General features: G+C 51.6%; 21 protein-coding genes and 1 pseudogene. 8 read left to right on the top strand and 14 right to left on the bottom strand.

The genetic code is table 11. The features are described from left to right. From OOT00_RS10685 to OOT00_RS16475, 6 genes and pseudogenes are all read right to left on the bottom strand, one after another. On the bottom strand, positions 1-616 hold a 616-nt coding region (locus OOT00_RS10685; RefSeq protein WP_265425368.1), incomplete at its 3' end, for a UDP-N-acetyl glucosamine 2-epimerase. Between the two features lie 77 nt (positions 617-693). Continuing rightward, positions 694-1,026, bottom strand: coding sequence for a transposase (locus OOT00_RS10680; RefSeq protein WP_265425367.1), 333 nt, complete (start codon positions 1,024-1,026; stop codon positions 694-696). Between the two features lie 3 nt (positions 1,027-1,029). Continuing rightward, positions 1,030-1,673, bottom strand: a pseudogene (locus OOT00_RS10675) (IS607 family transposase). Positions 1,674-2,033: 360 nt separating this feature from the next. After that, positions 2,034-2,996 (bottom strand): GDP-L-fucose synthase, encoded by a 963-nt coding sequence (fcl, locus tag OOT00_RS10670; RefSeq protein ID WP_438266398.1) that lies wholly within the window; start codon positions 2,994-2,996, stop codon positions 2,034-2,036. A 97-nt stretch (positions 2,997-3,093) separates the two neighbouring features. Next, positions 3,094-4,236: a GDP-mannose 4,6-dehydratase gene (gene gmd, locus OOT00_RS10665; RefSeq protein WP_265425366.1), complete on the bottom strand. Its 1,143-nt coding sequence runs from the start codon at positions 4,234-4,236 to the stop codon at positions 3,094-3,096. Between the two features lie 81 nt (positions 4,237-4,317). Further along, positions 4,318-5,388 carry a glycosyltransferase family 10 domain-containing protein gene (locus OOT00_RS16475; RefSeq protein ID WP_265425365.1) on the bottom strand — a complete coding sequence of 357 codons (1,071 nt, stop codon included), beginning with the start codon at positions 5,386-5,388 and terminating at the stop codon, positions 4,318-4,320. A gap of 834 nt (positions 5,389-6,222) precedes the next feature. On the opposite strand from OOT00_RS16475, the gene OOT00_RS10655 reads away from it, so the two are divergent. Together OOT00_RS10655 and OOT00_RS10650 are read left to right on the top strand one after the other, a co-directional pair. Then, positions 6,223-7,131, top strand: coding sequence for a LysR family transcriptional regulator (locus OOT00_RS10655; protein ID WP_265425364.1), 909 nt, complete (start codon positions 6,223-6,225; stop codon positions 7,129-7,131). Continuing rightward, positions 7,128-8,114, top strand: a complete 987-nt coding sequence (locus OOT00_RS10650) for an MBL fold metallo-hydrolase (protein ID WP_265425363.1) — start codon at positions 7,128-7,130, stop codon at positions 8,112-8,114. Before OOT00_RS10655 ends, OOT00_RS10650 begins: the two co-directional genes overlap by 4 nt. Here the strand turns inward: OOT00_RS10650 and OOT00_RS10645 are convergent. Beyond that, positions 8,090-8,431, bottom strand: a complete 342-nt coding sequence (locus OOT00_RS10645) for a hypothetical protein (RefSeq protein WP_265425362.1) — start codon at positions 8,429-8,431, stop codon at positions 8,090-8,092. The two genes, OOT00_RS10650 and OOT00_RS10645, sit on opposite strands and share 25 nt — an antisense overlap. 186 nt (positions 8,432-8,617) lie before the next feature. Here OOT00_RS10645 and OOT00_RS10640 point away from each other — a divergent pair, with 186 nt between their 5' ends. The 5 genes from OOT00_RS10640 (at position 8,618) to OOT00_RS10620 (ending at position 16,770) form a co-directional block, all read left to right on the top strand. Continuing rightward, positions 8,618-10,312, top strand: a complete 1,695-nt coding sequence (locus OOT00_RS10640; RefSeq protein ID WP_265425361.1) for a sigma 54-interacting transcriptional regulator — start codon at positions 8,618-8,620, stop codon at positions 10,310-10,312. Positions 10,313-10,825: 513 nt separating this feature from the next. Then, a complete protein-coding gene (locus OOT00_RS10635; protein WP_265425360.1) occupies positions 10,826-12,901 on the top strand; it encodes a methyl-accepting chemotaxis protein in 2,076 nt (691 codons plus the stop codon). 141 nt (positions 12,902-13,042) lie between these two features. Continuing rightward, positions 13,043-14,599 (top strand): acetolactate synthase large subunit, encoded by a 1,557-nt coding sequence (locus OOT00_RS10630; protein WP_265425359.1) that lies wholly within the window; start codon positions 13,043-13,045, stop codon positions 14,597-14,599. A 441-nt stretch (positions 14,600-15,040) separates the two neighbouring features. After that, complete coding sequence (locus OOT00_RS10625; RefSeq protein WP_265425358.1) at positions 15,041-15,922, top strand: lysophospholipid acyltransferase family protein; 882 nt, start codon at positions 15,041-15,043, stop codon at positions 15,920-15,922. A 65-nt stretch (positions 15,923-15,987) separates the two neighbouring features. After that, positions 15,988-16,770, top strand: coding sequence for a M90 family metallopeptidase (locus OOT00_RS10620; RefSeq protein WP_265425357.1), 783 nt, complete (start codon positions 15,988-15,990; stop codon positions 16,768-16,770). 48 nt (positions 16,771-16,818) lie between these two features. Here the strand turns inward: OOT00_RS10620 and OOT00_RS10615 are convergent, their stop codons facing one another. The 7 genes from OOT00_RS10615 to OOT00_RS10585 all read right to left on the bottom strand — a co-directional run bounded on the left by OOT00_RS10615 (position 16,819) and on the right by OOT00_RS10585 (position 24,772). After that, a complete protein-coding gene (locus tag OOT00_RS10615) occupies positions 16,819-18,192 on the bottom strand; it encodes an MATE family efflux transporter (protein ID WP_265425369.1) in 1,374 nt (457 codons plus the stop codon). A gap of 270 nt (positions 18,193-18,462) precedes the next feature. Further along, the gene (gene lipA, locus OOT00_RS10610) at positions 18,463-19,353 is read right to left on the bottom strand and encodes a lipoyl synthase (protein WP_265425356.1); all 891 of its coding nucleotides are present in this window, start codon (positions 19,351-19,353) and stop codon (positions 18,463-18,465) included. After that, on the bottom strand, positions 19,350-20,003 hold the full coding sequence (lipB, locus tag OOT00_RS10605) for a lipoyl(octanoyl) transferase LipB (protein WP_265425355.1): 654 nt from the start codon (positions 20,001-20,003) through the stop codon (positions 19,350-19,352). The genes lipA and lipB overlap by 4 nt, the downstream gene beginning before the upstream one ends. 147 nt (positions 20,004-20,150) lie before the next feature. Then, the gene (gene gcvPB, locus OOT00_RS10600) at positions 20,151-21,611 is read right to left on the bottom strand and encodes an aminomethyl-transferring glycine dehydrogenase subunit GcvPB (protein WP_265425354.1); all 1,461 of its coding nucleotides are present in this window, start codon (positions 21,609-21,611) and stop codon (positions 20,151-20,153) included. Continuing rightward, on the bottom strand, positions 21,608-22,954 hold the full coding sequence (gcvPA, locus tag OOT00_RS10595; protein WP_265425353.1) for an aminomethyl-transferring glycine dehydrogenase subunit GcvPA: 1,347 nt from the start codon (positions 22,952-22,954) through the stop codon (positions 21,608-21,610). Before gcvPA ends, gcvPB begins: the two co-directional genes overlap by 4 nt. Before the next feature lies 1 nt (position 22,955). Continuing rightward, the gene (gene gcvH, locus OOT00_RS10590) at positions 22,956-23,357 is read right to left on the bottom strand and encodes a glycine cleavage system protein GcvH (RefSeq protein ID WP_265425352.1); all 402 of its coding nucleotides are present in this window, start codon (positions 23,355-23,357) and stop codon (positions 22,956-22,958) included. 137 nt (positions 23,358-23,494) lie between these two features. After that, positions 23,495-24,772 (bottom strand): aminomethyl transferase family protein, encoded by a 1,278-nt coding sequence (locus tag OOT00_RS10585; protein WP_265425351.1) that lies wholly within the window; start codon positions 24,770-24,772, stop codon positions 23,495-23,497. Positions 24,773-24,984: 212 nt separating this feature from the next. On the opposite strand from OOT00_RS10585, the gene lpdA reads away from it, so the two are divergent. After that, on the top strand, positions 24,985-26,400 hold the full coding sequence (lpdA, locus tag OOT00_RS10580) for a dihydrolipoyl dehydrogenase (protein ID WP_265425350.1): 1,416 nt from the start codon (positions 24,985-24,987) through the stop codon (positions 26,398-26,400). The last annotated feature ends 36 nt before the right edge of the window (positions 26,401-26,436 follow it).

The following is a 26,436-nucleotide window of genomic DNA, read 5'->3' as shown; positions in this document are numbered from 1 at the left end:
ACACAAAATCCCTGTCCGGCAGGCAGGGCAATGAAGGCTGGCAGGCCATAGTTGTATAGTAAAGCGCCGCATCAAACATCACATCGCCGGACTTAAATACCTTGCAGCTGAAACAATCGTAGCCTTCTTTACGAAGATTCTGCACAGCAGTATCCGTGGGGCAGCAAAGAAGACTGCTGAGACGATCTGTCAGGATCCGGTTCTGTTCTTCAGGCATACGCATGTTAAAACTTCTCAGGCCTGCTTCCACATGGGCCACTCTGATGTGTAGTTTGCTGGCAGCAAGAGCAGCGGCAAGGGTAGAATTTGTGTCTCCGTATACAAGTACCCAGTCCGGTTTTTCCTTCAACAACACACCTTCAATGCCTTCCAGCATCCGCCCAGTCATGGCTCCATGACTTCCCCCCCCGATACCCAGATGGAATGCAGGTTTCGGAATATGCATTTCTTCAAAAAAAATATCACTCATATTGGCATCATAGTGTTGCCCCGTATGAATTATTTTTTCGATAACCGTTTCCGAAGCAGTTGTGGTGTTATGCGCTGATATTGCCCGGCTGATGGTTGCCGCTTTTACAAACTGAGGTCTTGCGCCAACAACAGTAATAACCTTCAAAATAGCTCCTTCCTGCTTTTGGTCAAAAAATCAGACTATTGTTTATGAGACAACCGTTCTGCCAGACTTGCCCAAATCTAGCCACAGGTAGCTTTGCGCTGACTTCCTGCTTCCCGGAGGCTGGTTTCACTCCTGCCCTGCGCAAAGGCCAGAGCCTTCTTCTCCACAGGATTTACGATACGGCGGAACTTGAAAAAACCCCTATGGCTGATGGAACGGGCCAGCTTGTGGTTTTTCATCATGCCCTTTCCATTATAATCTTCCACCACAATCGTATCGAACCTGCGGGTGAGGGAAGAGGTGAGTTTATGCAGGGCATCGTTTCGGATATTGCGGATTCTGGCATGGATACGGCGAGGTTTTTTTCTGGCCTTGTTGGGATCCAGGGCAATCTCATGGGCAATGAGCATGGCTTACTCCACAGTCTTTTTCAGGTTTTCGAGAAATTTCTTGTTTTTCCGGGATCGGCTGCCATAGAACCTTGCGGAAAAAACGATGATGATTTCCAGAACATCCTTGGCTTTGATCTTCTTCCAGGCCTGTATCCACATCTTCACCCTGCTGCACAGGGCTGGCGTCGCTCCGCGAGCCCCGTTGGGGATGACCACCTCCACCTATTTGGCTTCGCAGATGGCAAAAATCAGTTCCGCACCCAAGCGGAGCAGGCGGTCTTTGTGGGTGAGAACAGGCGGCCCACGCTGCCTTCAAGTATGGCCTCGATGAGCTTTTCAGGCCCTTTTTCTGGTAGTTCATGCCGGAACCAAGTTCGGAAAGAATCTCGAAAGTCCAGCCCTGACGGCCACAGTACCTGTCAAGTACCTGCTTCTGCCTTACAAGATCCTCTTTCTCGTCATGGCTGGACACACGGGCAAGCCCAGGGTACGGCGGGTGTCCGACGGGGCATGAAAAAGTTCGGGCTTCAGGGCTGGTCATAACGCCGGTGCCCGGAACGGGTTCTCTCCGGCATTATGCGGCCTTCAGCCTCCCACCTTCTCAGGGTGAGTATGGATACACCGAAAATTTCTGCGGCTTTGTCTGCGGGAACAAGTTTATTCACTATGATATGAACAGATAAGATTTAATCATATGTCAAGCGGGGGTCCCCCCTCAACGCCAATGCGTATGAACGAAAGATTACTCCAAAACAATCTTTTCCACGAAAAGTTTGCAATAAAATCTACCTGTCCACAGCTACGCATCTGATCAGCAAACATAGCATAAAAAATCTTTCACAATCGAATCCCTGGCATAAGTTCTCCCCATCAGATTACGGATACCTGCCATAGATACGGCCACCATATTGATCATGTCAGGAAGGTGTGATGCTGAATCAATTCCCACCGAGGACTGCATCCTTGGCAGAATTTTTGCGTTCTCCGACAGCAGGCCATAAGTCAACAGCACAGCCAGACGTGCTTCAGGCAGGATCAGAAGACCTTTTCAAATCTCTGCTATACCAGGTATAGGCCCTGACCAAGCCTTCTTTCAGCCCTGTTTTTGCCTGCCATCCCAGAGACTGAAGGCAGGAAACGTCAAGAAGCTTGCGGGGCGCTCCATCCGGACGTGCCGTGTCAAAAATCAGTTTGCCTTTAAAACCCGTTACTTCAGCAATGGTTTCTGCCAGCTCCCGGATGGTACAGTCCTTTCCCGTACCCACATTGATATGGGAGAGCATGGGAAGGGTATGGGCCTTATACACGGCAGGTTCCAGCCCCATAACATGAACACAGGCATCGGCCAGATCATCCACATAAAGGAATTCACGCATAACCGTTCCGCTTCCCCATATCACCACTTCCTTTGCTCCAGAGGTAACGGCTTCATGGAAACGGCGCAAAAGTCCGGGAATGACATGGCTGTTCTCCGGATGAAAGTTATCTCCCGGACCGTAGAGGTTGGTAGGCATCACACTGCGGTAATCCCTGCCATACTGTCGGTTATAACTTTCACAAAGCTTGATTCCGGCAATTTTAGCAATGGCATAGGGTTCGTTGGTGGGTTCCGGAAGGCCGGTAAGGAGGGCATTTTCCGCCATGGGCTGGCTGGCTCGTACAGGATAGATACAACTGCTTCCCAGAAAAAGCAGGCGTTCTATTCCGCTTCTGTGGGCAGCATGAATAATGTTGGCTTGGATCACAAGATTTTCATATATAAATTCAGCAGGGAACGTGTTGTTGGCATGAATACCGCCAACCTTTGCTGCTGCGAGGTAAACCTGATCCGGCTTTTCTTTGTCAAAAAAATCAAAAACCTCTTTCTGATTCAAAAGATCCAGCTCACGGCGGGTACGGGTGACCACAATATGATCCGGAGAGGCATTCAGGCGGCGAACAATGGCACTGCCCACCATTCCTCTGTGCCCTGCAACATAAATTTTCACCCGGTTTTCCTCCATCCCGAATGTTGGCGGACTAACAACCATACTCCCGGCCCTCAGAAGCAGACCGGGTGCATAGTGCCAAAAAATGGAATGAAAGTCACTTGTTCTTTTCGGAAATGCTACGCTGCTCACAGGGCAGCAGTACTTCATATCCGTGTTTTTGTAAAAGAGCATGGCGTTTGGCCAACCGGAGATCTTCCCTTACCATCTCAGCGCACATGGACTGTGCCGTAATTTCCGGTTCCCACCCCAGTTGTTCACGGGCCTTTGTCGGGTCACCAAGAAGGGTTTCCACTTCCGTAGGCCTGAAGTAATGGGGATCGATACGAACCAGAACATCTCCGACACGAACAGCCGGGGCATCCTTCCCTTCAACCCTGACCACTATCCCCTGCTCTGCCACGCCTTCCCCTTCAAAGCGAAGAAAAATTCCCAGTTCTGCCGCACTCCACAGAATAAAATCCCGAACACTATACTGCTTTCCAGTGGCAATGATAAAATCGTCGGGCCTTTCCTGTTGCAGCATCATCCACTGCATCCGCACAAAATCCCTGGCATGACCCCAGTCACGCAGGGCATTCAGATTCCCCAGATACAGGCATGATTCCACCCCCTGAGCCATATTAGCAAGACCACGGGTAATTTTGCGGGTTACAAAAGTCTCCCCCCTGCGGGGAGATTCATGGTTGAAAAGAATCCCGTTACAGGCGTACATACCATACGCCTCACGATAGTTTACCGTAATCCAGTAGGCATAAAGTTTGGCAGCAGCATAAGGACTGCGGGGATAAAAAGGAGTCGTTTCCTTCTGAGGTGTTTCCTGTACCAGACCAAAAAGCTCACTGGTACTGGCCTGATAAAAACGTGTTTTTTGCTCCAGCCCCAGTATTCGTATGGCCTCCAGAATACGCAATGTGCCAAGAGCATCCACATCGGCTGTATATTCGGGGGATTCAAAGCTTACAGCCACATGACTCTGGGCAGCCAGATTATAGATTTCATCTGGCTGTACCTCCTGAACAATGCGGATCAGGTTGGAAGAATCCGTAAGATCCCCGTAGTGAAGCCGGAAACGGGCATCTTCCACATGGGGATCCTCATAAATATGATCTATTCTCTGGGTATTGAAAAGAGAGGCCCTTCTCTTGATCCCATGGACCTCGTAACCCTTTTCCAGCAAAAATTCAGCAAGGTAGCTGCCGTCCTGGCCCGTTACACCCGTTATTAAAGCCTTCTTCATGGGGCTCTCCCTGACTGGGTTCCGAAATGTCATATCCGGAACAAAGCTGTGAAGTAAAAACCTGTGGCGGAACCATACAACTTATCGGTCCGGTACCATGCGTCCTATCCAGTGGCGACCTTTAATCTCCACCTTTTCCCAAAGACTCCGGATACCTGCCATGGGCTTTTTGACCCGCAAAACCTGCCGGTTCATGATGCAGCCACTCAAGGTACCGGGATGTATCTCCGGACCATCCGGATTCGTACGGATCACCTTCTCGATAACTTCAAAAAGGTTATAATCTTCCAGTACCCTTCTTCTGGCTTCCAGAATATAGGGGAGCCTGTCTTCATATTCATTGTTAGCTATGGTACTTTTAATAATATCCAGTGTTTTATTAAAATCATGAATATTGATCGGTACAAAACTTCCCTTAGGAAAATAATCACTGGCATTGGGGCATCCGTAGTAAAAAGGAAGAGTATGGCCGAGAAAAGCGTCGGGAAGTTTTTCTGTGAGATGATGACGGTAGATGTGGTTTTCTATGGTAATATGATAGCGGTAGGGATCCAGTGCCTCTGCCTTATCAGCCATGGGCTTAACACCATGACCAAAAACATCCATTTCCGGCAGACAGGCTTTAAGACGCCGGGTAAAATCCACTCTCTTACTATGAAGCGTAAATCTGCCCCTGCGACTCGAGCAGACCGTGGAAAGATTTTTCTCTTTTACAGGTAGAGACATGGACTTCAGATCATCATAAGAAATAAAGGAGCCATTCTCTTCGTTCATACCATAAAACCAGAGGAGTCCGGGCTTGGTAAACACGGCATTGGGATGACCGATGACCCAGGGATCCTGACTGGTAATGATGATTCCGAACTGCTTCAGATAATCCGTTCCGTAAACCGTAATGGAGGAAGGCTCTGTGGTCACAAGAATGGTTTTCTGATGCGGACATGCCAGCATCTCCATACCCATGCCTTCTTTTAAAGGGGCAAGGTCATGGTAAACAACCAGCCAGTCATAGTTCCTTTCATGAGGGTCCGTTACAAACAGACAATCGGACCAGACACCGTCCTTTCCCGGGAGTTGACGCTCAAGCCACGCCGGTGGTACGCGGCCCACAATTTTTACGGTAACAGCCCCCTGCCCTGTTTCATCCTCCACAGATATATGCCCCTTTCGTTCCTTTTCCATTATTCAGCCGGACTCCCAGTTTCTCTTCCCTGCCGCTTCCATTCCGACGACACGGAAATTCCTCCCGGTTCGCAAGGCCAAACGTTGTTTTTATCAGGAATGTCTTACCAGATCTGTGGCATGAAGCGGATAAGTAGCAAGGAAAGGTCATCCATAAGATTGTAGGATGAGCAGCAGGGCTGCATTCAACCGAAATAATGCTTCTGCTGACATCCAACGGTGGAGTTTTCCTGCATTTCTCGTTTGGGAATTTGGGTGTTTTTTACACCATCAAAGAACTGATGTCCAGAGAGGAAACAAAAGAGTTCCCGTTTTTTAAGCTCTTTTTCCTTGCCAAACAGAAGTCTTGATTCTAATACAGGCTTTGTCTGAATGTGTACGAATGCTTCAAAAAGGAAACGCCGGACTTAGTCCGGCGTTTCCTTAAGGGGAGGTATTGTACTTATGATGGAGGTGTGATGTGTGCTGCGCACAGGTTTTTTTCCAAAAAAACCAGGGAATCCTTTATCGTGTCAAAAAGGGGTTTATCCGGTACAACCCGTACGCTGAAAAAGACTATACGCCTGCATTTGCAAAAAAACAAATTGATAATTCTAGACAAAGACATAATTTTTTTTTATTATTTGCAACGGAAGCAGATTGCCATAAAGCCTTAAAAAGACTTGCTTCCCATAAAATTACAACCCTGAGACAAAAAACAAACGCACCCTTTTCTATTTTTTTCTTACAAGGGAATCTGTCCAAAACCCCTTGTCAGCCAGAGGCCGTTTCATGCCATCTGTCTGCCCATGCCACGGAGATACCATGACCTTTCGCCAACTGGAACTATTTCTTTCACTGGCCCGAACCCCCCATGTCCGCAAGGTTGCTGAACAGCATTTCCTTACTCAGGCGGCCGTTTCCAGCGCTTTGAAAGAGCTGGAAAACGAAGTGGGCATTCCTCTTTTTGACCGCCTTAACCGCCGTCTCGTGCTCAATGAAAACGGGAGGGCCCTTTCCGAGCGCCTCGGCCCTCTCATGCAACAGTTCCATGACACCATAGGCCTGTTCAAGGGAGAACGTATGAGCGGCCACATGCATATCGGCGCTTCCGCAACCATTGCAGACTATGTATTGCCACAGATTCTTTACCGCTTTCGGGATCTCTATCCAGATGTATCCATCACCACTACCTCTGCCAACTCCAGTGAAATCACGCAGAATGTGGAAAATGGAAAACTGGATATGGGTTTTGTGGAAGGGGAAGTACAGAGCGCTGTGGTCATGTCGGCTCCCATCGGAGAGGAGGAAATGATTGTGGTTTCCTCTGATGCCGGATTTGCATCCAAAGGTCCCTATTCCATGCAGAGTCTGCTTTCAAGGCGATGGCTTCTGCGAGAACCTGGATCAGGCACACGAGACACCTTTCTTCAGGGACTGGGCGACCAGGCTGTCCATCTCAATGTTTTCCTTGAATTCGACCACACAGAATCCGTCAAGAGAGTACTGCAGAATTCCGATACCCTCAGCTGCATGTCTCCCTACGCCATCCGGCCGGAACTGGAGCAGAAAAAGCTGTTTGCTGTGCCATTAAAAACCATCCGTTTCCCAAGGCGCTTTTACAGGCTGCTGCATAGAGATAAATACGAAACCCGGCCCATGGAAACATTTTCCACCATCGTTAAAAATGCTCTGAACCAGAATGATGAAAAGGCCATAAAGGGTCTGCAATGATTCAGGAAGTGGCGCATAATATTTTCCGGATTCTGGTCCCTTCACCCGTTTCCGTTCTCAAACCGCCGGTCAATCTTTATTACTTTGGAGGCAAGGACGGACTCCTCTGGGATGCGGGCTACGGAACCCGGTCTGATGTCGGGTATGTGATCAGGGATCTGGAAAATATTTTCAAACTCATGCGCAAAAGGGGGGAGAAAGGCGGGCTGGAGAACATACTGATTTCCCATGCCCATACGGATCATTTTGCAGGGATGGCACCTCTCCGGCAACACACGGGAGCAAACATCCTGCTCACACCCGCCATGGCAGCCAGAACCGGGTCTGAAAGGGCCTACAGGAAAGCATGGCAGGAAAATCCCGGCCTGCTACGCCCCCATGCGCCCACGCTTACCCGTGTTGTACTGCCCTTTCTTGAATGGATGCAGGACAGACTCTGCGGTGTGCACTGGATTCCCGATCCCGATATCATCATTCCTCCGGCCCATACCCTGAAAGCTGGAAATCGTATTCTGACAACCCTGCCGGTTCCGGGACATGCGGATGATCACATAGCCCTTTACTGCCCTGCGGAAGGGCTGATCTTTTCAGGAGACCTTGTACTTCGGACCATGACTCCATGGCTCGGGCCTCCCAGAAGTAATATCAACGATTATGAAGACAGCCTTGCCAGGCTGTCTTCTCTTCCTCTGAACAGAATATTCCCGGCCCATGGTTCCCCCATAGAGGCCCCCGCCGTTCATCTTGCCAAAGCCCTTGCCCATTCCAAAAAACGCACAGCTCGGGTACTCCACCATGTTCTCCGTGCCAGCAAAGAAGGCATTGCTTTCCACAGCCTGATCAAACAGCTGTACCCACGGTCTTCCGCAGTTATGCGCCTCAGTGCGGAAGGCTGGGTTCTGCTGACCCTGCGCATGCTTATAGAAGAAAAAAAAATCAGGGCAAGAAAAAAGGGTGTTCAGTGGTGCTTTGCCGTTTTATGAAGGGGTGGGTCCGCCAGATCCGGGAGACAGACTTCACGGGGTACAAGGGCCTCTTTGCGCATAATAAAAAAATTACGAACATAAAGAAGCAGATCACAAAAAACAAGAATACCGTTCATGGCATAGAGCCATATCACCGCATCATACTGATAGATCAGTTTATGAAGCACGCCGGCTACATAACCAAGGCACACAATCACAAGAAATACCGGGCTTTTCCCCCCATTGGTTCGGGAGTGCCAGGATTTCCATATGGATACAGGCCATGCAAAACCGAAACAAACCAGCATGAGAATTTCAAAAACACTAAAGTCCATATCAATAACCCTGCTTTTAAATCAAAAAAATATCCGCAACCAGCAACGTAAGAAACACTGGCCTGAGGGGAACCTACTGCCAGCGCAGGAAAATGTAAAGCCTGTATACGGACAGAAAGAAACCATTAAAACCGAAACCTGGTACCATACAACAAACCAGACGCAGAACCAGGATCCATATCTCCCATGATTTCTCTGGATACCTATAAGAGTATTTTCGAAAACACGGGTACAGGCATGATCATCATAGAAGAGAACCATGCCATCACCCTTGCCAACCAGACATTCTGCACGCTGGTCAACCGGCCATGGCCCCTGCCCTTCTGCCTCTGGACCGAATTTGTGGCTCCGGAAGACAGAGACCGTATGATCCGCTACCACCGTATGAGACGACAGGATTCAGGCAGTGCCCCCACTACCTATACATGCCGACTCATGGGAAAAAATGAAAGCCGCATTCATGTAAGCGTTCGGGTTTCCATGATCCCCGATTCAACACGGAGCGTGGCATCCTTTTCCGATATCAGCATTTTCCTGAAAACCGAAGCAGCCCTGCGCAAACAGGAAGCCCAGTTCAAAGCCATGATTGATCACTTCAGCGGTTATCTGTGCGTTTTTAACCGCAGCCTCATCGTGGAATACGTCAACCAGCCCCTGATCCGCCGCCTCCGCTGCGATGCCACCGGCATGGATGTCACCCGCATTATCCCCCTGCCAGAACTCCGCAGGGAAAGCATGCGCCGGGAAGTTTTTGGGGGGAAGGTTCTGCGCCGCCGAGTCCATGATCCCGAAGATGACCGCTGGTATGACACCATTGCCGCACCCATTTTTGACGCTACGGGTATAGTCCAGCTGGTTCAGGTCATGATGACCGATGCAACGGAACAGCAACGGGAAGCGGAAAGCCTCCGAATCAAAGCCAGCCACCTTAGGAATGAAAACAGAAAACTTCGCTCTGATATGGGAGAACGATATCGTTTTGGTGATATTGTGGGAAAAAGCACTGCCATACAGAAAGTGTACGAATATATTCTTAAGGCGGCTGCATCCACAGAAACTCTTCTCATTACAGGTGAATCCGGAACCGGAAAAGAGCTGGTGGCCCAGGCTGTCCATAAAAGTGGGAGAAGAAAAAACCGGCCTTTTATCGCGGTTAACTGTGGAGCCATTGCCCCCGGCATTCTGGAAAGTGAGTTTTTTGGCTACAAAAAAGGCGCTTTCAGCGGTGCCCATCAGGACAAAAAAGGGTACCTTGCCATGGCCCATGGCGCCACCCTTTTTCTGGATGAAATAGGAGAAATGGGTATGCCCCTTCAGGTAAAACTCCTGCGGGCACTGGAGTACGGAGAATATTTTCCTCTGGGGGGCACCTCTCCGCAAAAATCAGATTTCCGGCTCATTGCCGCAACCAACAGGGATCTGACAAAAGAAGTCCGCGAAGGACGCATGCGGGAAGATTTCTTTTACCGTATCAATATCCTTGCCATCCATCTGCCTCCCTTGCGGGAACGACGGGAAGACATCCCTCTTCTGGTGGATCATTTTGTCCATCAGCAACCCAAATCAGCGCCCGCCATACCTCCGGGGATGATGGAAGCACTCCTGCATCATGACTGGCCCGGTAATGTGAGGGAACTGCAGCATACCCTGCAGCGTTTCTTCACCCTTCATCAGACGGACCTGCCCAATCTTTTCCCTTCGAGAACTCCGCCGCTGTCATCGGGAAGCAGGGTTCTAAGCGATGCTGTGGCAGCCTTTGAACGGCAGCACATTCTGAAAGTTCTGGAAGAAAACAACTGGCAAAAGGCACGTACGGCGACAATACTTGGAATTCACAGAAAAACCCTGTTTATTAAAATGCGCGATTACGGGCTGATGTGAATACAGGCTTTTTTCTTCCATTCTTTCATTGCCGTATCCTGACTGCCAGCACATGACCATCATGCCGTATGCTTCCACCCTGATGACGGAGTCTCTGTCTCCTCCTCCAGCCAGCAAATGCCTGTACAACCCACACAAATAACCAACTGAAACCTTACATCCCACTCATTATTTCCAAACATAAAAAAGGTTTGATAGCCAGAAAGCCGGACATGCCCTCCCCCGTTTCCGGCACACCATCCCGGAGCTTTGTTTCCCGGATACCCTTCCGGAAAGGACAAGGTTCCGCAAACTCCCGGCTGTTTTCCTCCCTTTGCAGATATCCGGACTCCCCGCATCCAGATATCTGTTCCCTCCAAAAAAAGGTTTCATCATAAAGATGCATGTTCTATATTTACCATATTTTTCTTCCGGGTTATGTCCTGCAAGATTTTTTCTTTTATAAAAACTATCCTTCATACTACCTGGTGAATATGAATAACGCACCAGCTCCCTTTAGCCATGAGGTTTGCCATGTTTTCCACAATGCGTCTGAAAACCAAAATGCTCTTTGCCGTATGCTCCGTGGCTGTTCTGGCCTTTACCGTAACCATCTGGACCATCAGTCACATGGCCTCCGGCCAACTGCGCGAAGCCGCCGAAAATATTGCAACGGAAGCAGCCCACCGCCATGGAGGTGAAGTACGGGCACAGCTGGAAGAACCGCTGAATGCGGCAGAAACCATGGCGCAGATACTGGGCGGAGGTCAAAGCTCCGGAATGCTTCACTCACGGAAAATGGTAACAGCTCTCATGCGCGGTGTTCTGGCCGAGAATCCCCAGTTCTGGGGTGCATGGGCCGTGTGGCATCCCAATGCCTTTGACAAGAAAGATGCGGAATTCAGAAATACCGATGGCAGTGATGAAACCGGGCAGTTCATGCCCTACTGGCACCGCAGCAGCGGTACACCGGAGCTCGACATTACGGGTGCTTATGCCGAAGACAGCCCGGATGGCCAATGGTACTGGCAGCCCTACCGCACGGGTAAAATTTTTATCACTCCCCCTACGGAATATGAAATTGCCGGAAAAATGACCATGCTGGTTTCCGCCTGTGTTCCCATACGGGCCAACGGCAGGATAGTGGGCGTTGCGGGCGTGGATTACTCCATGGACCGTATGGGAGAAATCATTGCCGCCGTTCAGCCTTTTGGAGCCGACCACAGCTATGGATTTCTTGTTTCCAATGATGGCATCGGCGTCGCCCATCCTCAGGATAAGGCCATTGGTGCCCACATGAGAGATTTCGGCGTAGACGAAGCCATTATCCGCTCCGTTGCAGAAGGCAGGCCAGTCCGGGAACTGGGCCGTTCTGCCATTTTTGGTGGCAACAGCTTTACGGTATATGCTCCCATTCAGATCGGCAGAAGTGAGGCTCCATGGAGCCTGGCCGTTGTGGTGTCTATGGATAAGGTGCTGGAAGGTTCCCGCTACCTCCGTAATGCCAGCATGGGAATCGGAGTTTTTTCCGTCATTCTGCTCTTTGTGGTTGTTTATGGCATTGCCGACCGTATCATTGTTCGTCCCATCCAGCACGTGGCCTCCAACCTCAGGGAAATATCCGAAGGGGAAGGCGATCTGACCCGGCGTCTTCCCGTAAGCGGCAAAGACGAAATTGCCTTTCTCAGTCAAAATTTCAATACCTTCATTACCAACCTGCAAACCATGATAGCCCGGATTCAAAAAAATGCCACAACCCTCAACCAGTCTTCATCAGGCCTTACCACCATCGCCGCCCGCATGGCCACAGAAACCGCCGGAACAGCGGAAAATGCAAAAAAAGTAACCGCCGCCTCCCGTCAGATGACAACCAACATTCACACCGTTGCCGCAGCCATGGAAGAGGCATCCACCAACATCAACATGGTGGCCACAGCCACCGAAGAAATGACCAGCACCATTACTGAAATTGCCATCAATTCGGAAAAGGCCCGTACCATTTCAGAAAAAGCCGTTGTAACGGGAAAAACCGCCTCGGAGCGGATGTGGGCACTGGAGGAAGCAGCAAGGAAAATTTCTACGGTTACGGAAACCATTACGGAAATATCGGAACAGACCAACCTTCTTGCCCTCAATGCCACCATTGAAGCAGCCAGAGCCGGTGATGCCGGCAAGGGCTTTGCTGTTGTTGCCGGTGAAATCAAAGAGCTTTCCCGCCAGACAGCCAAAGCGACCCGGGAAATCCGTGAACGCATTGAAGGGATACAGGGTCTTTCCGAAGAAACCATTGTGGCCATTGGAGATGTGGTAAGGGTTATTGGAGATATTTCCGATATTAATGCCACCATTGCAACGGCAGTGGAAGAGCAGACGGCGGCCACGCGGGAAATTGCGGGCAACATCAGTCAGGCCTCCGCCGGTGCACAGGAGGTCAACGCCAATGTCAGCCAGCTTTCTGTGGCTGCTGCCGAAATTTCTTCTGACATTTCAGCAGTCAACTCCAAAACGGATAATCTCAGAAAGGAAGGGAAAGAAGTAACCAGCAGTGCGGATGAACTCGCCAGACTGGGCGCGGACCTCTCTGAGCTTACCGGACGTTTTAACGTTTAATGATAAGGCCAGTTTAGCTGAAAAACAGCTACGAAACAAGTATAAGGATCAAGGCTGAATCGGCGGCTTTAACGGCGCAGACCCATCCGGCGGAATCTTTCTTCAGAAACAATGATCCTCCATAAAAGGAGAAATCTTTTCATGAACGTATCCGAACTCATTCTGAAAAGTTTTGCCAATACAGGCATAACAACCTGCTATGCCAATCCCGGCACTACGGAAATGCCCCTTGTTAAGGCCTTTGATTCCATTAAAGAAATTCGCCCTGTTCTCTGCCTTTTTGAAGGTGTGGCCACCGGTGCGGCCGATGGACAGGCCCGCATGAGCGGACTACCCGGTCTCACCCTCCTTCATCTTGGTCCGGGATTGGCCAATGGCATAGCCAACCTTCACAATGCCCGCAGGGCTCGCAGTCCTGTCATCAATATAATCGGTGACCATGCCACATGGCATCGGAATGCCAACGCTCCCCTTACCATGCCCGTTGAACGTCTGGCCGGATCCCTGCCCGGATGGGTCCGTTATACGGCCAGTTCCAGCACCGCATCCGAAGATATTCTTGCCGCCTATGGCGCGGCCATGTCCGGCCAGATTGCCAGCCTCGTGCTTCCCCATGACGTTCAGGACATGCCCGCAGATAACACGGTCTGTGTCCCTCCTTCCCTGCCTGCTACGGAGTTCAGTGACCAGACCATTGAAAAAGCAGCGCAGGCCCTTCAACATGCCAAAAAACCGGCCCTTCTTCTGGGAGGATCTGCATTAAGCATTCGGGGACTTACGGCAGCAGCAGCCATTGCCGGTAAAACCGGCGTATCCCTTTTCATGGAAACCTTTCCTGCCCGACTGGAAAGGGGCTTAGGACTGCCCGCACCAGAAAGGATACCCTATTTCCCTGAAGCAGCCATTGAACGACTTGCCAGTTTTGACACCATTCTCCTTGCAGGCATGGATGCACCCGTAGCCTTTTTCGGCTACCCCGGCATCCCCGGACAGATTCTCAGCTCCAGACACCACATCCTGCAGATAGCAAAACCCGGAGATACTGTCGCAACCTCTCTGGAAACCCTTGCCGGAATCCTCGGCGCAGCAGCCGGGGATATTGCTCCCCCCAACTCTCCTCTGCTTGACGCCAATCCCGGCGAACAGCTGGATATGGTTTCCCTTGGAATCATCCTTGCCAGCATGCAGCCCGAAAATGCCATTGTGGTGGATGAAGGGATCAGCTCTGGATTGTTCTATAATCACTACGCAGCCGGAGCCTCCCCGCATACGGCCCTTTCCATTACGGGCGGTGCCATTGGTTTTGGTATGCCCTGTGCCATTGGTGCTGCCATGGCCTGTCCGGAAAGGCCTGTGATCGGACTTCAGGCCGATGGCAGTGCCATGTACACCTTTCAGGCTCTCTGGACACAGGCAAGGGAAAAGCTTCCTGTCACCACCATTCTCTGCGAAAACGGTGGCTACAATATTCTGAATATGGAAATGAACCGTGCAGGTATTACCAGCCCCGGCTCCAGAGCAACCAGCCTTACCCAATTAACAAATCCCCCCATCGGCTGGATCGGTCTTGCGGAAAGCATGGGTGTTCCGGCGGAAGAGGTCTACACGGCTGCCCATCTGCAGCAGGCCCTTTCCCGCCGGAACTTCATGGATGGCCCTCGGATGATTGTGGCAAAACTTACCGGTGGGTCCATGTAAAAACCGTAGGGCAGGCCATACACCTGTCTTCGCTACTCCCTGCGGCACAGAGACATGGCAATTTGTGGCAGGGGCAGGCCCCGCACCTGCCACCCGTAAAAGCTGCCCTTACAACACCAAGCTGCATTTTTTCCATGAAACCTGCGCAGGCTTATGATAAAGCCATCTTGAAGGGCTGCGCTTCAGGGTCAGATCGGATCGTCCCAAAAAGACAGCCTGTCTGTCATGCCCGTGAAGGCGGACATCGGGAATCAAATGCACCTTGTTCCCCTCTTCGCGGGAACAAGGGCAAAGGTTCGGACCGGTGTCCCATGACTGTCCATAGAGCATGATGCACAAATGGGATGACAATAGTTACTTGCGGTTCCCATCAATCCGTACTCCTGTTACGGAGAAGAAACAACATCAAGCACCAGCAAGCATAACAGAGAAGGATGCCCCATGCGTTTTCAGGATAAAATCATTTATACAATCATTTATGGCTTCATGTGGACCCTTGGCGGGCTTCCACAATCGTGGCGTGTTGGCATGGCCCATGCTATTGCACGGATCTGGTACAATCTGGACCGCAGGCACAGGGTTCTGGCAGAAAAAAATCTGGCCATGGTCTTCCCGGAAAAATCAGAAAAGCAGATCCGCTCTCTCGTCTTTGACGTTTTCAGGCACTGGGGGGAAATGTTTTTTGAAATAGGTTGGGGGCTGCACCTGAACGGGCGGAATATTTATAACCATCTGAGCCCCGAAGGGCTGGAAAATCTCAGCAGGGCGTACCTGAAAAAAAAGGGCGTCATTCTCATCACAGGTCATATCGGTACCTGGGAAATCCTGCCTGCCTGCCTTGAAAAAATCAAACTGCCCAATAATACCATTTACAGAACCATGGATTTCAAACCTCTGGATGCATTTTTTTTACGGGCCAGAACGCGCCTTGGCGCAAACATGATTCCACTGCGTAATTCTGTAGAAAAAATCCATGACAGACTGAACAGGGGGGAAAGTATTGCCATCTTCATTGATCAGAATGCCAACACAAAAAACGGTACCCTGATTCATTTTATGGGATGTGACGCCTACGCTTCCAAAGGCCCGGCCCTGCTTTCCCTGGCAACGGAAGCGGCGGTGGTCCCTGCACTCATTGCCAGGGAGGGGAAACGCTATAAAATGATTTTCTACCCTGAAATCCCGCTTATCCGCACGGGAAATCCCGAAGAAGATATCCGCATCAATACCCAGAGGTACAACAATGCCATTGAAGTGATGGTTCGCAGATACCCGGAACAGTGGCTATGGATGCACGACCGCTGGAAAACCCGAAAACAATGAACTCCGGGCAGAAGCCGGGGTATAGGATCATGCGGCAACAAGCTTCGGGATCAGGGAGAAGGACAATGCTCGGGAAATGGCGTGATTGGCGCAGGAAAAAAATTCTGGGCCGGGTCCGGATGGACAGGGATCTGTGGGAAAGTGTGCGCACGGATATTCCCATTCTCGACACCATAGATCCGGATTCGGCTTTTAAGCTTCGGGATATGGCATCCCTTTTTATGTACGAAAAAAAATTCGAAGGTATCCAGGGGCTTGAAACGGATTCTTTCATGCAGGCCTACGTTGCCACCCTGGCCTGCATTCCCGTTTTCAGCCTCGGGTTGACCCGTCTGGATAACCTTTCTTCCATTATCATGTATCCATCCGTTTTTATTTCCCATACGGAAGAAGCGGATGAAGGCGGCATTGTTCATCAGCGCAAAGAAATTCTCTCCGGTGAAGCCTGGCAGCACGGCACTGTTGTGCTGTCATGGGAAGATGTTCATGCTTCCGGCCAGGGAAGCGGATACAATGTTGTCATCCATGAAGTGGCCCATATTCTGGATATGGGGAACAAGGAGGCCAATGGCTTCCCTGTTTTGCCTCCGTCCATGAATACACGGGCATGGACAGAGGCTTTCAGAGGGGCATGGAAAGACGCAAAACAGGGTGCACGGGAAAAAAAAGACCCGGTATCCATTGACCCCTCTGCTCTGGACTCACCGGCAGAATTTTTTGCCGTATGCTGCGAATATTTTTTTGAATGCCCGCAGCTACTTTTAAAACTATGGCCTGCCGTTTTCCATCAGCTCTTTCTCTTCTTTGATCCGCCCTGGTATCCTTCCCCTGATATGCAGACAAAATAAAAGAGACATCAACAACGCCTCTTGCCAACAACAAAACAGGCATGCTCCTCACTGTAAAAAGCGATGGATATGTTTCTTTCTTACCCGCAAAAGACGCAACAGGAGCATAAGGGCAGCCAGGCTCAGGCCTGTGATCAGGCTGATCCAGAAACCGGCTGCTCCCATACGGGGAACCAGCCAGTCCGTCATACCCAACGTATATCCCAGAGGCATGGCAATCCCCCAGTAGGCCAGAAAAGTAAGCCGCATGGGTACCGCCGTATCCCTGAACCCCCGCAAGGCCCCCAGGGATGCGGTCATCACGGCATCGGACAACTGGTACAGGGCACCCAGAATCAACAGATCCGCAGCCATGGCCCGTACGGCAGGATCCGGCACATATACGGCCACAATCATATGACGCAGCAAAAAAGTGACTGTCAGGGTACAGGCAGCAACCACCAGAGCCAGCCCCATTCCCGTCCAGGCTGCATTCATGGCATCATGGAGACTCATACGGCCTGTGGCCTGCCCAACCCGGACGGTTATGGCCGTGGCAATGCTTAAGGGAATGGTATAAATCAGTCCGGAAAAATTCATGGCCACCTGGTGGCCCGCAACAACGGTGGAACCCAGCCCTCCGATAAAAAGAATAATGCATCCGAAAATACTGGCTTCCATAAACAGTGTCAGGCTGATGGGGCCTCCCAGACGAACAAGTTCTTCCAGAGGTGCCCTTCTGAACCGGGGTCTTCGTACCCAGCGCAGGCTTCGGAAAGCCCGTGCACGCATCAGGTAGACTGCCATTCCGATAAACATGATCCAAAAAGTCAGACCACTGGCCCATCCGCATCCGGCCCCCCCCATGGCCGGGATACCGGCACCCCCGTAAATAAAAAGAAAATTCAGGCAGACATTGCAGCCAAGGCCGAAAAGAGAAATCAGCATCTGAGGGCGGGTATCCCCCATGGCTTCGGAAAAACATTTCAGTACGAGATAACCTGCCATGGCGGGAACACCCAGGCCCAGACCCCGCAGATAAAGAAGGGTAACGGTGATGACACTGTCCGGTGTTCCCATAAAACGCAGAACGGGTCCCATGCACTGCAGGAGCAGGGCAACACTGAGACCTGCCATCAGGGCCAGCAGAAGGCCATGATGTACCACATCGGCAATGACTTCCTTTTTGCCACCTCCAGCAAGTTGCGCCACCATGGGACTCACGCCAAGCAGCAACCCCGTCATGCCGAACAGCACAGGTGCCCATGTGCTGGCTCCCATGCCGACACCGGCCAGATCCACAGTTCCCACCCGGCCGGACATCAGGGTATCCACCACACCGGCCGCACTGAAGGCAAGCTGCCCCACCCACACGGGAAGAGCCAGACGCAGCAGTGCCCGGCTTTCACCAATAAAAATCCGGCATCTGCCGGACTGATCCATCCTTTGCAATTTTGATCCTCTATTTTCTTTCTCTTCAGATACCAGCAAAACACACTATAATATCAAGACTTTTTTAAAATATAAAGTCACGGATAACAAGCAGGAGGAATCCCTGCATGCCGGAATCAAGCATCTCCTACCCATTGTCTGGATTGACGGCTATCCTTCATGACTCTGTCTTTTTTGTTTCCCTACCAAAGGTTGCCATAAAGCCCCTGGCTTTAGTCAGGGTAATATTCCGTCTTTCTTTTCGTTTTTCGCCATGCCCCCTCATTCCTGTTGCTTCTTCAGGCGTTTGAAATCATCTCCGGCATGATAGGAACTGCGGACAAAAGGGCCACTGGCAACGGACTGGAAACCCATGGAAAGGGCTGCCGTTTTCCAAAAATCAAACACATCAGGGGGCACAAAACGCCGGACTTCCATATGGGCCGGTGAAGGCTGCAGATACTGCCCTATGGTAAGCATGCGGCATCCCGCCCTGTAAATATCCTTCAAGGTCTCTTCAATTTCTCCGTCCTCTTCTCCCAGTCCCAGCATGATCCCGGATTTGGCTGGCATGGCTCCTCTGGCATAGACCCGACGGATAAGTTCGAGCGATCGCTCATAAAGGGCCTCAGGACGTACTTCCGGGTACAGTCGCCGGACGGTTTCCATATTGTGGTTCAGCACATCCGGTCCGGCATTCAGCACAGCGGTAAGAGATGTGGCACAGCCCATAAAATCCGGAATCAATACTTCAACGGAAGCATGGGGCAAAACCTTTCGCAGTGCCTGTATGGTGGCCACAAAGGCCGATGAACCGCCGTCCTCAAGATCATCTCTGGTAACAGAAGTCAGTACCACATGGGAAAGACCGAGAGCAGCGGCGGCTTCGGCAACCCTCTTCGGTTCTTCAGAATCCGGTGGAAGCAGAGGGCCCGCATCAATATTACAGAAACGACAATGGCGGGAGCAATGTTCACCCAGAAGAAGAAAGGTTGCCGTTCCCCTGCCAAAACACTCAAACTGATTGGGGCAGCGGGCTTTTTGACAAACCGTGTGCAGCTCTCCCTGCTGTAAAAGCTGCGATACCCGGCCATAAACAGGACCTCTGGGAAGCTTTGTCCGCAACCACGGGGGTTTACCATGAGCTCTCTTTTTTTCATAACAACTGTTCAATGGACGCCTCTTTCCTGCAAAACCGTAGGTTCAAGAGCGGCAAAGGCCGCTGCCATGGCGGCTTTCACAGTACCCATGGACGGAGTTTCTTCCAGTTCCTTTTCAAGGGAGGTAACAGTGATATCCATGCCACAGGGTGCAATCATGGAAAAGGGAGTAAGATCCATGGCAACATTCAGGGCAATGCCATGCAGGCTGATTCCTTTACGGATACAGACACCCACACTGCCCAGCTTGCGATCATTCACCCAAAGCCCACGGGCATCTTTCTTCCCACAGGCCTTCAACCCCAGAGTCCTGCAGCATGCAACCAGTGTGCTTTCCAGAAAATCCACCCATTGGCGGACCCCGAGCCCTCGCCTGTGAATATCAAACACAGGATAGGCCACAAGTTGTCCCGGGCCATGAAAGGTAACCAGTCCGCCGCGCTCCGTATGCACAATGGAAAAACCCTTTTCCAGAAGGATCTTTTCCGAAATCCGGAAATACTGGCTGCCCCCCCTTTTTCCCAATGAAAAAACAGGAACATGTTCCACAAAAAAAAGCACATCTTCCCGGTCCGGGAACTGCTGCTTTTCCCTGAAAACCCCTATCTGTTTTTTTTCCGCCTCTTCAAAGGAAATGATCCCCAGATCTTCAATACTAAACATAGTGTAATTTCAGTTTCTGAAATGGCTGTCAGAACGGTTTTCCATTGTGTGGATATTTTCATATCCAAAATTATTTCCGTATTTTTCCGAACAATTCCCTTCATCCCCGGCCCCTCTCTCAAAGGGAGAAGCTGGGGTGAAAGCGGATTACCTCCCGCAAAGGCAGGGGTTCCTGGCTGCCGCCGTTTCATCCAGACGACGCACCTTTGTCCGTAAGGGGGCACTTTTCAGTATTTCAGGATTTTCTTCCGCCTCTTCCCGGATACGGCGCATGGCTTCCATAAAACGATCCAGTTCTTCTCTGGTTTCCGTTTCCGTGGGCTCCACCATCAATGCGCCGGAAACTACCAGAGGGAAATAAACCGTTGGGGGATGGAAACCCAGATCAATCAGCCTTTTCGCCACATCCAGCGTTGTCACGCCCAATATTTTCAAGGTTTTATCTGAAAAAACACATTCATGCATGCAGATGCCATCATAGGCAACATCGTATGTATCCTTCAGCCCGGAGCGGATATAGTTGGCATTAAGCACGGCCAGTTCACTGACTTTTTTCAGATCCGCACCAAGGCTGCGGATATAGGCCCATGCTTTGAGCAGCACACCAAAATTACCGTAAAACGCATGCAGACGACCGATGCTCAAGGGACAATCTTCCTTCAGCCCGTAGCCTCTTTCATTTTTCACAATACGGGGCAGAGGTAAAAAGGGTTCCAGCTCGGCGCGCACACACACAGGCCCGGCACCGGGTCCTCCGCCACCATGGGGTGTGGAAAAGGTTTTGTGCAGGTTGAAATGCACCACATCCACTCCCATACGCTTCATGTCCACATATCCCATGACGGCATTCATATTGGCACCGTCACAGTACACAAGCCCCCCTTTTTCATGCACAATGGCAGCAATGGCCGCCATGTTGCTTTCAAAAAGCCCGAGGGTGTTGGGATTGGTGATCATGATACCGGCCGTGTGTTCATCCATCAGTGCTGCCACATCTTCGGGATGAAGGATGCTGTCCGCACCGGATCTCAAAGCCACGGGCTTCATGCCGCAGAGAGCCGCCGAAGCGGGATTGGTGCCATGGGCCGTATCCGGAATAATAATTTTATGCCGTTTTTCTCCCCTTGCCCGGAAACAGGCCTCAAACAGCATCATGCCGCAGAGTTCTCCCTGTGCTCCGGCTGCTGGCTGCAGGCTGACGGCATCCAGACCCGTAATGGCCTTCAGCATTTGCTGCAACTCATACATCAGCCCAAGGGCTCCCTGACTCAGGCTCTCCGGCAGCAGGGGATGGGCCATGGCAAAACCCGGCAGAGCCGCCAGTTTTTCATGAATTTTGGGATTGTATTTCATGGTGCAGGACCCCAGAGGATACATCCCCGAATCCACGCCAAAATTCCACTGGGAAAGCCGTGTATAATGACGCACTACCTCCAGCTCCGAAAGATCCGGAAAATCCGGCCCTTCTCCCGCCAGACCCTCCGGCAGAGCCTCCGCTTCCGGTACATCCCTTTCGGGCATGGAAAAGGCCCTGCGCCCTTTTCTTCCCTTTTCCCAAAGCAGAGGCTCTTTAAAAATCAGACCCGTTGACGCATAGTCACCCTTCATGACATTTCCTCCTCAATGGCCTCTGCCAGTGCTTCCATATCTTCCCGTGACTGGGTTTCCGTAGCGCAGAAAAGGTAAGCCCCTTCCAGTTCCGGGTACCAGCTCCCGAGACTCATACCCGCAACCATATTCCTTTCCATCAGTTTCGCATGAATCGCTGCAAAACCATCCGGTGCTTTCATGACGAACTCATTGAAAACCGGGCTGGAAAACACAGGCCGGAAACCGGTCCCTTCCAGAATACCCATCAGAAAAGCGGCCTTGTCACGGTTCTGGGCAGCAAGCTCCCTTATACCCGTGCCTCCGAGGGCGGCCATATACATGGCGGATGCCGTTGCACAGAGACCCTGATTGGAGCAGATGTTAGAGGTAGCCTTTTCCCTGCGAATATGCTGTTCTCTGGTGGACAGGGTAAGAACAAAACCCCGCTCTCCATTCACATCTTTTGTCTCGCCCACCACCCTGCCCGGCATGTTTCTTACATGGGTCATGCGGCAGGCAAACATGCCCAGCCCCGGGCCGCCGAAACTCTGCGGAATCCCAAAGCTCTGCCCTTCTCCGCAGACAATGTCTGCTCCCTGGCTCCCCGGATTCCGAATGAGACCAAAGGCCAGAGGTTCCGTAAAAGCCGCCACAAGGAGGCTCTGGCTTTCGTGAGCAAGGTTCGCAGCTTCGGCAAGATTCTCGATACAGCCAAAAATATTAGGGCTCTGTACGGCAAGGGCTGCCAGGCCTTCCATATCCTTCAGGCCTGAAAAATCCGTTGTGCCACTTTCCGGATCAAAGGGGAGTTCCACAAGCTCGAATTCCGCAGGAGAGCAATAGGTTTTCACCACCTCCCTGTAGCGGGGATGGATGGCCCGGGAAAGGGCCACCTTTTTTTTCCCCTTCCCTAAACGAAGGGCCATGAGCAGGGCTTCGGCAAGGGCCGAGGCTCCGTCATACATGGAGGCATTGGCCAGATCCATGCCCAGCAGCCGAGCCGTAAGGGTCTGATATTCAAAAATCGCCTGCAGGGTTCCCTGACTCACTTCCGGCTGATAGGGAGTATAAGCCGTTGTGAACTCGGAACGTCCCAGAAGCTGGGGAATAATTGCCGGAATATGGTGGGAATAACTGCCTGCCCCCAGAAAAACCCGTGCCCTGTCAGCAGAGGCGTGATTCCGGGCCATAGACTCCATCCGGCGTACGAGATCCCATTCCGAAAGAGGGGGCTCCAGATCAAGGGGATGCAAAGGCCTGCTGTCTTCGGGGACGGCATCGAAAAGATCTTCCACGGAGGAGACGCCTATGGTTTCCAGCATGGCGGTCACATCTTCCTGAGTATGGGGCAGATAGCGCATGTCACAGTCCCTTCAGTATATTCCGGTAGGCATCGCTGTCCATGAGATGACCCAGATCTGCCGGATCATCCGGTGTGATTTCCATAATCCAGCCCTCGTCATAGGGAGAAACGTTAACGGTTTCCGGGCTGTCCTCAAGGATTCTGTTCACTCCGGTAATGGTACCGGACAGAGGCATATACACTTCGCTGACAGCCTTGACAGACTCCACTGTGGCACAGACATCGCCCCGCTCAAATCGAGTTCCCGGCTCAGGCAGTTCCACAAAAACCACATCTCCCAGCTGATCCTGAGCATAATCCGTTACTCCCATGCGCAAAGGGATTGCCTCTGCACTGATCCACTCATGCCCTTCGCTGTATCGCAGGTGTTCCGGAATGCGGATATCTTCCATTTCCTTCATGACTTCTCCTTAAAAATTGGGTGTACTATGAAATCCAAAAGGGCAAGAAACCTCATGCAGCCATATTCCGTCTTCCATCCGGAGATGACAAAGGCGACTGCCCCCGCTCTTCAGCATCCGATTCACTGGGAAAAACATCATTTATCCAACAGGGAAGCCAGCGCCTTTCTGGCTGTACGGGCCGGACGCAAATCCTGAACCACCCTGACGGGGAGCTTCCTTTTTTCATCCTTCAACTCAAGCATGGTTCCGGGTTCCAGCCTTGTGTCCACAAGCACAAAGCCACAGGCAAGGCCTTTTATCACAAGATCCTCCGGCTTATCCGGGCTGTTCACGGAATAGAGCACTCCATCCCTCATGGCCATGCCCATATCCGTCACACAGGTCAGCACCCGGCCGATGACTTCTCCTCCCAGAAGAACTTTGGTATCCGGCCCTGCCGTCACCTTACGCAGATCTGCGGCCACAAAAGCCAGGGTATGGGGCACATCATCGGCAGCCATCATCAGGGCTTCATCTCCCAGAAACCCTTTGGTAAACCCCTTTCCGTTCTCCATAAAAGGCAGGGCAAAGGTCCAGGGATGATTCACAAAAGGCCAGTTTCCGATATCCTGATGGGAAAGGGGCAGAAGGGCTCCCGTACGCAAAGAATCCCTTGCCGCAAGACCGCAGGGTATGAGTCCCATAGGACTTCCCGCCGCAAGAAGAAGATGCCATACCCTTTCCACCGCATCCATAGCACAAAAGATCTCAAAACCAAATTCTCCCGTATACCCGGTCCGGGAAAGGAGAACGGATGTATCATCCTTCAAAAGGCAGAGGGCAGATTTGCCGAAAAGTGTCCAATCCCCTTTAAAGGAAAAATAGGGCATGGATGATAACACCGCTTCCGCATCCTTCAGTACAAGAGAAAGGATTTTACCAGCCATCGGACCCTGTACATCCACCTTGCCGACCTGGTCTGTCAGATCCTCCACAACCGCCGCATGGTTTCCGGTAAAGGAACGGAGATGAGCGGCCAGCACCCCCCCCATACCGGCATTCACCACCACAAGATAATGATCCCGTTCCAGCATATAGACAAGGGCGTCATCCAGCACATGGCCCTTTTCGTTACAGAATGCGCCATAGGCGCACCGCCCCGGCGCAAGGGGAAGACCCTTCGGTCCGGTACAGCGATCCAGATCTTTGGTAAACAGCGCCTGCAGAAGACGGCGGCTGTCAGAACCGGATACACGGACAAGGGCCATATGGCTGGTGTCAAACATTCCGGCGGCCCTAAGCACACTCAGATGCTCGGCTCTTACTCCCGCTGGATACCATAGCGGCATTTCATAGCCACCAAAGTCAGCCATGTTGGCCCCAAGTTTCTGATGCTCTGCATATAACCGGGTTCTTTGAATTGTCGCTTGCATCCCTATCCTTTCTTTCCAGCAATAATGGCAATCCATGGGATACCGGGCAAATGACTACCCCAAAAGACCTTCCGCCAAAAAGGAACGGCCCTTGCTCTCTCTTTATTTTGTGGTACCTTACAGACCTGCCAGCAATGAATACCGGCAGAGTTCCTGCAAGGTTTTGGCAAGTCCTCCCCCAAAGTACAAGTACATTTTGTAAGGAGTTTTTCATGACAATGCGCGTAACTGTGATCGGAGCCGGTCCCGGGGGCTATATGGCCGCCATACGGGCCGCAGAACTGGGCGCGGAGGTCTGCCTTGTGGAAAAAGAAGCCCTCGGCGGTACCTGCCTCAACTGGGGTTGCATTCCATCCAAAGTGATGGTTACAGCTGCCCGGATCATGCGCCAGATCAACCAGGCTAAAACATTTGGTATTCATCTCGACAACCCTCCCCGGATGGACATGGCGGTTCTGCAGCAGAAACAACAGACCGTGATTGCCACCCAGCAAAAAGGCATTGAAAGCCTCATCCGCCACCATAAAATCCATTATGGTAAAGGACTGGGCCGCATAACAGGCCCGGGACAACTTACCATTACCAGCAAAGAGGGAGAAGACCGGAACGTGGAATGGGACAGACTCATCCTTGCGCCCGGCACCCGGCCTGCAGAGCTTCCCTTTCTGCCCTTTGACGGGGTGCACTGCCTTTCTTCCAACGATTTTCTCCGTACGAAAACTCTGCCATCATCAGCCATCATTCTCGGGGCAGGTGTTGTGGGATGCGAGTTCGCCTCCATCCTTTCCGGTCTCGGAAGCCGGGTAACTCTGGTGGAAATGGCAGACCGCATCCTTCCGATCCCTGGACTGGATGCTTCCGCCTCAAAGCTGCTCGCACGGGAGTTCAAAAAGAACAAAACAGTCATCCATACGGGAAAACGGGTGGTGTCCATGGAAAAAAACCATGCCGGTATCCGGGTACAGTTGGAAACTGTACGCAACAGTCCGGCAGAGCCTGAGTTTCTGGAAGCTTCCTGCCTCATAGTCTGTGTGGGCAGAAGTCCACAGACAGAGAATCTTGGGCTGGAAAAACTGGGAATACAAACAGATGCCGAAGGCTATCTTCCCGTAAACGATGGCATGGAAACAGAAGCAGACGGTGTCTATGCCATTGGTGACTGTACAGGACCGGAAAAAATCATGCTGGCCCATGTTGCTTCCATGGAAGGCCGTGTGGCTGCGGAAAGAGCCATGGGGATGAAAAGCACCATGCGGTACGATGCCGTTCCTTCGGCTGTTTTTACGGATCCCGAGCTGGCCTTTGTGGGCCTGACCGCCGACAGAGCCAGAGCCCTCGGTTACAACGTCAACACAACGGGCGTACTTTTCCGGAGCCTGGGGAAGGCCCATGCAGCAGACAGTCTGGCCGGAGAAGCGGTGCTCATCAGTGAAGCTGCGTCCGGCCGCATACTCGGTTGCCATATGGTGGGATGCCACACAACGGAACTGATAGCGGAAATGACCCTTGCCGTAAACAAAAGGCTGACACTAAAAGATCTGGCAGAGACCATCCATGCCCATCCAACCTTAAGCGAAATCTGTTCAGAAGCCGCACGGAAAGGGCTTGGCATGGCAGTTCACGGATAATATCTGCCATTCTTACCTCCTTCAGCATTCCAAGGG

This window comes from Desulfobotulus pelophilus, assembly GCF_026155325.1.
Lineage (GTDB): Bacteria > Desulfobacterota > Desulfobacteria > Desulfobacterales > ASO4-4 > Desulfobotulus > Desulfobotulus pelophilus.
Note: the sequence above shows the minus strand (reverse complement) of the source record. Positions and strands in the feature narration are given on the sequence as shown.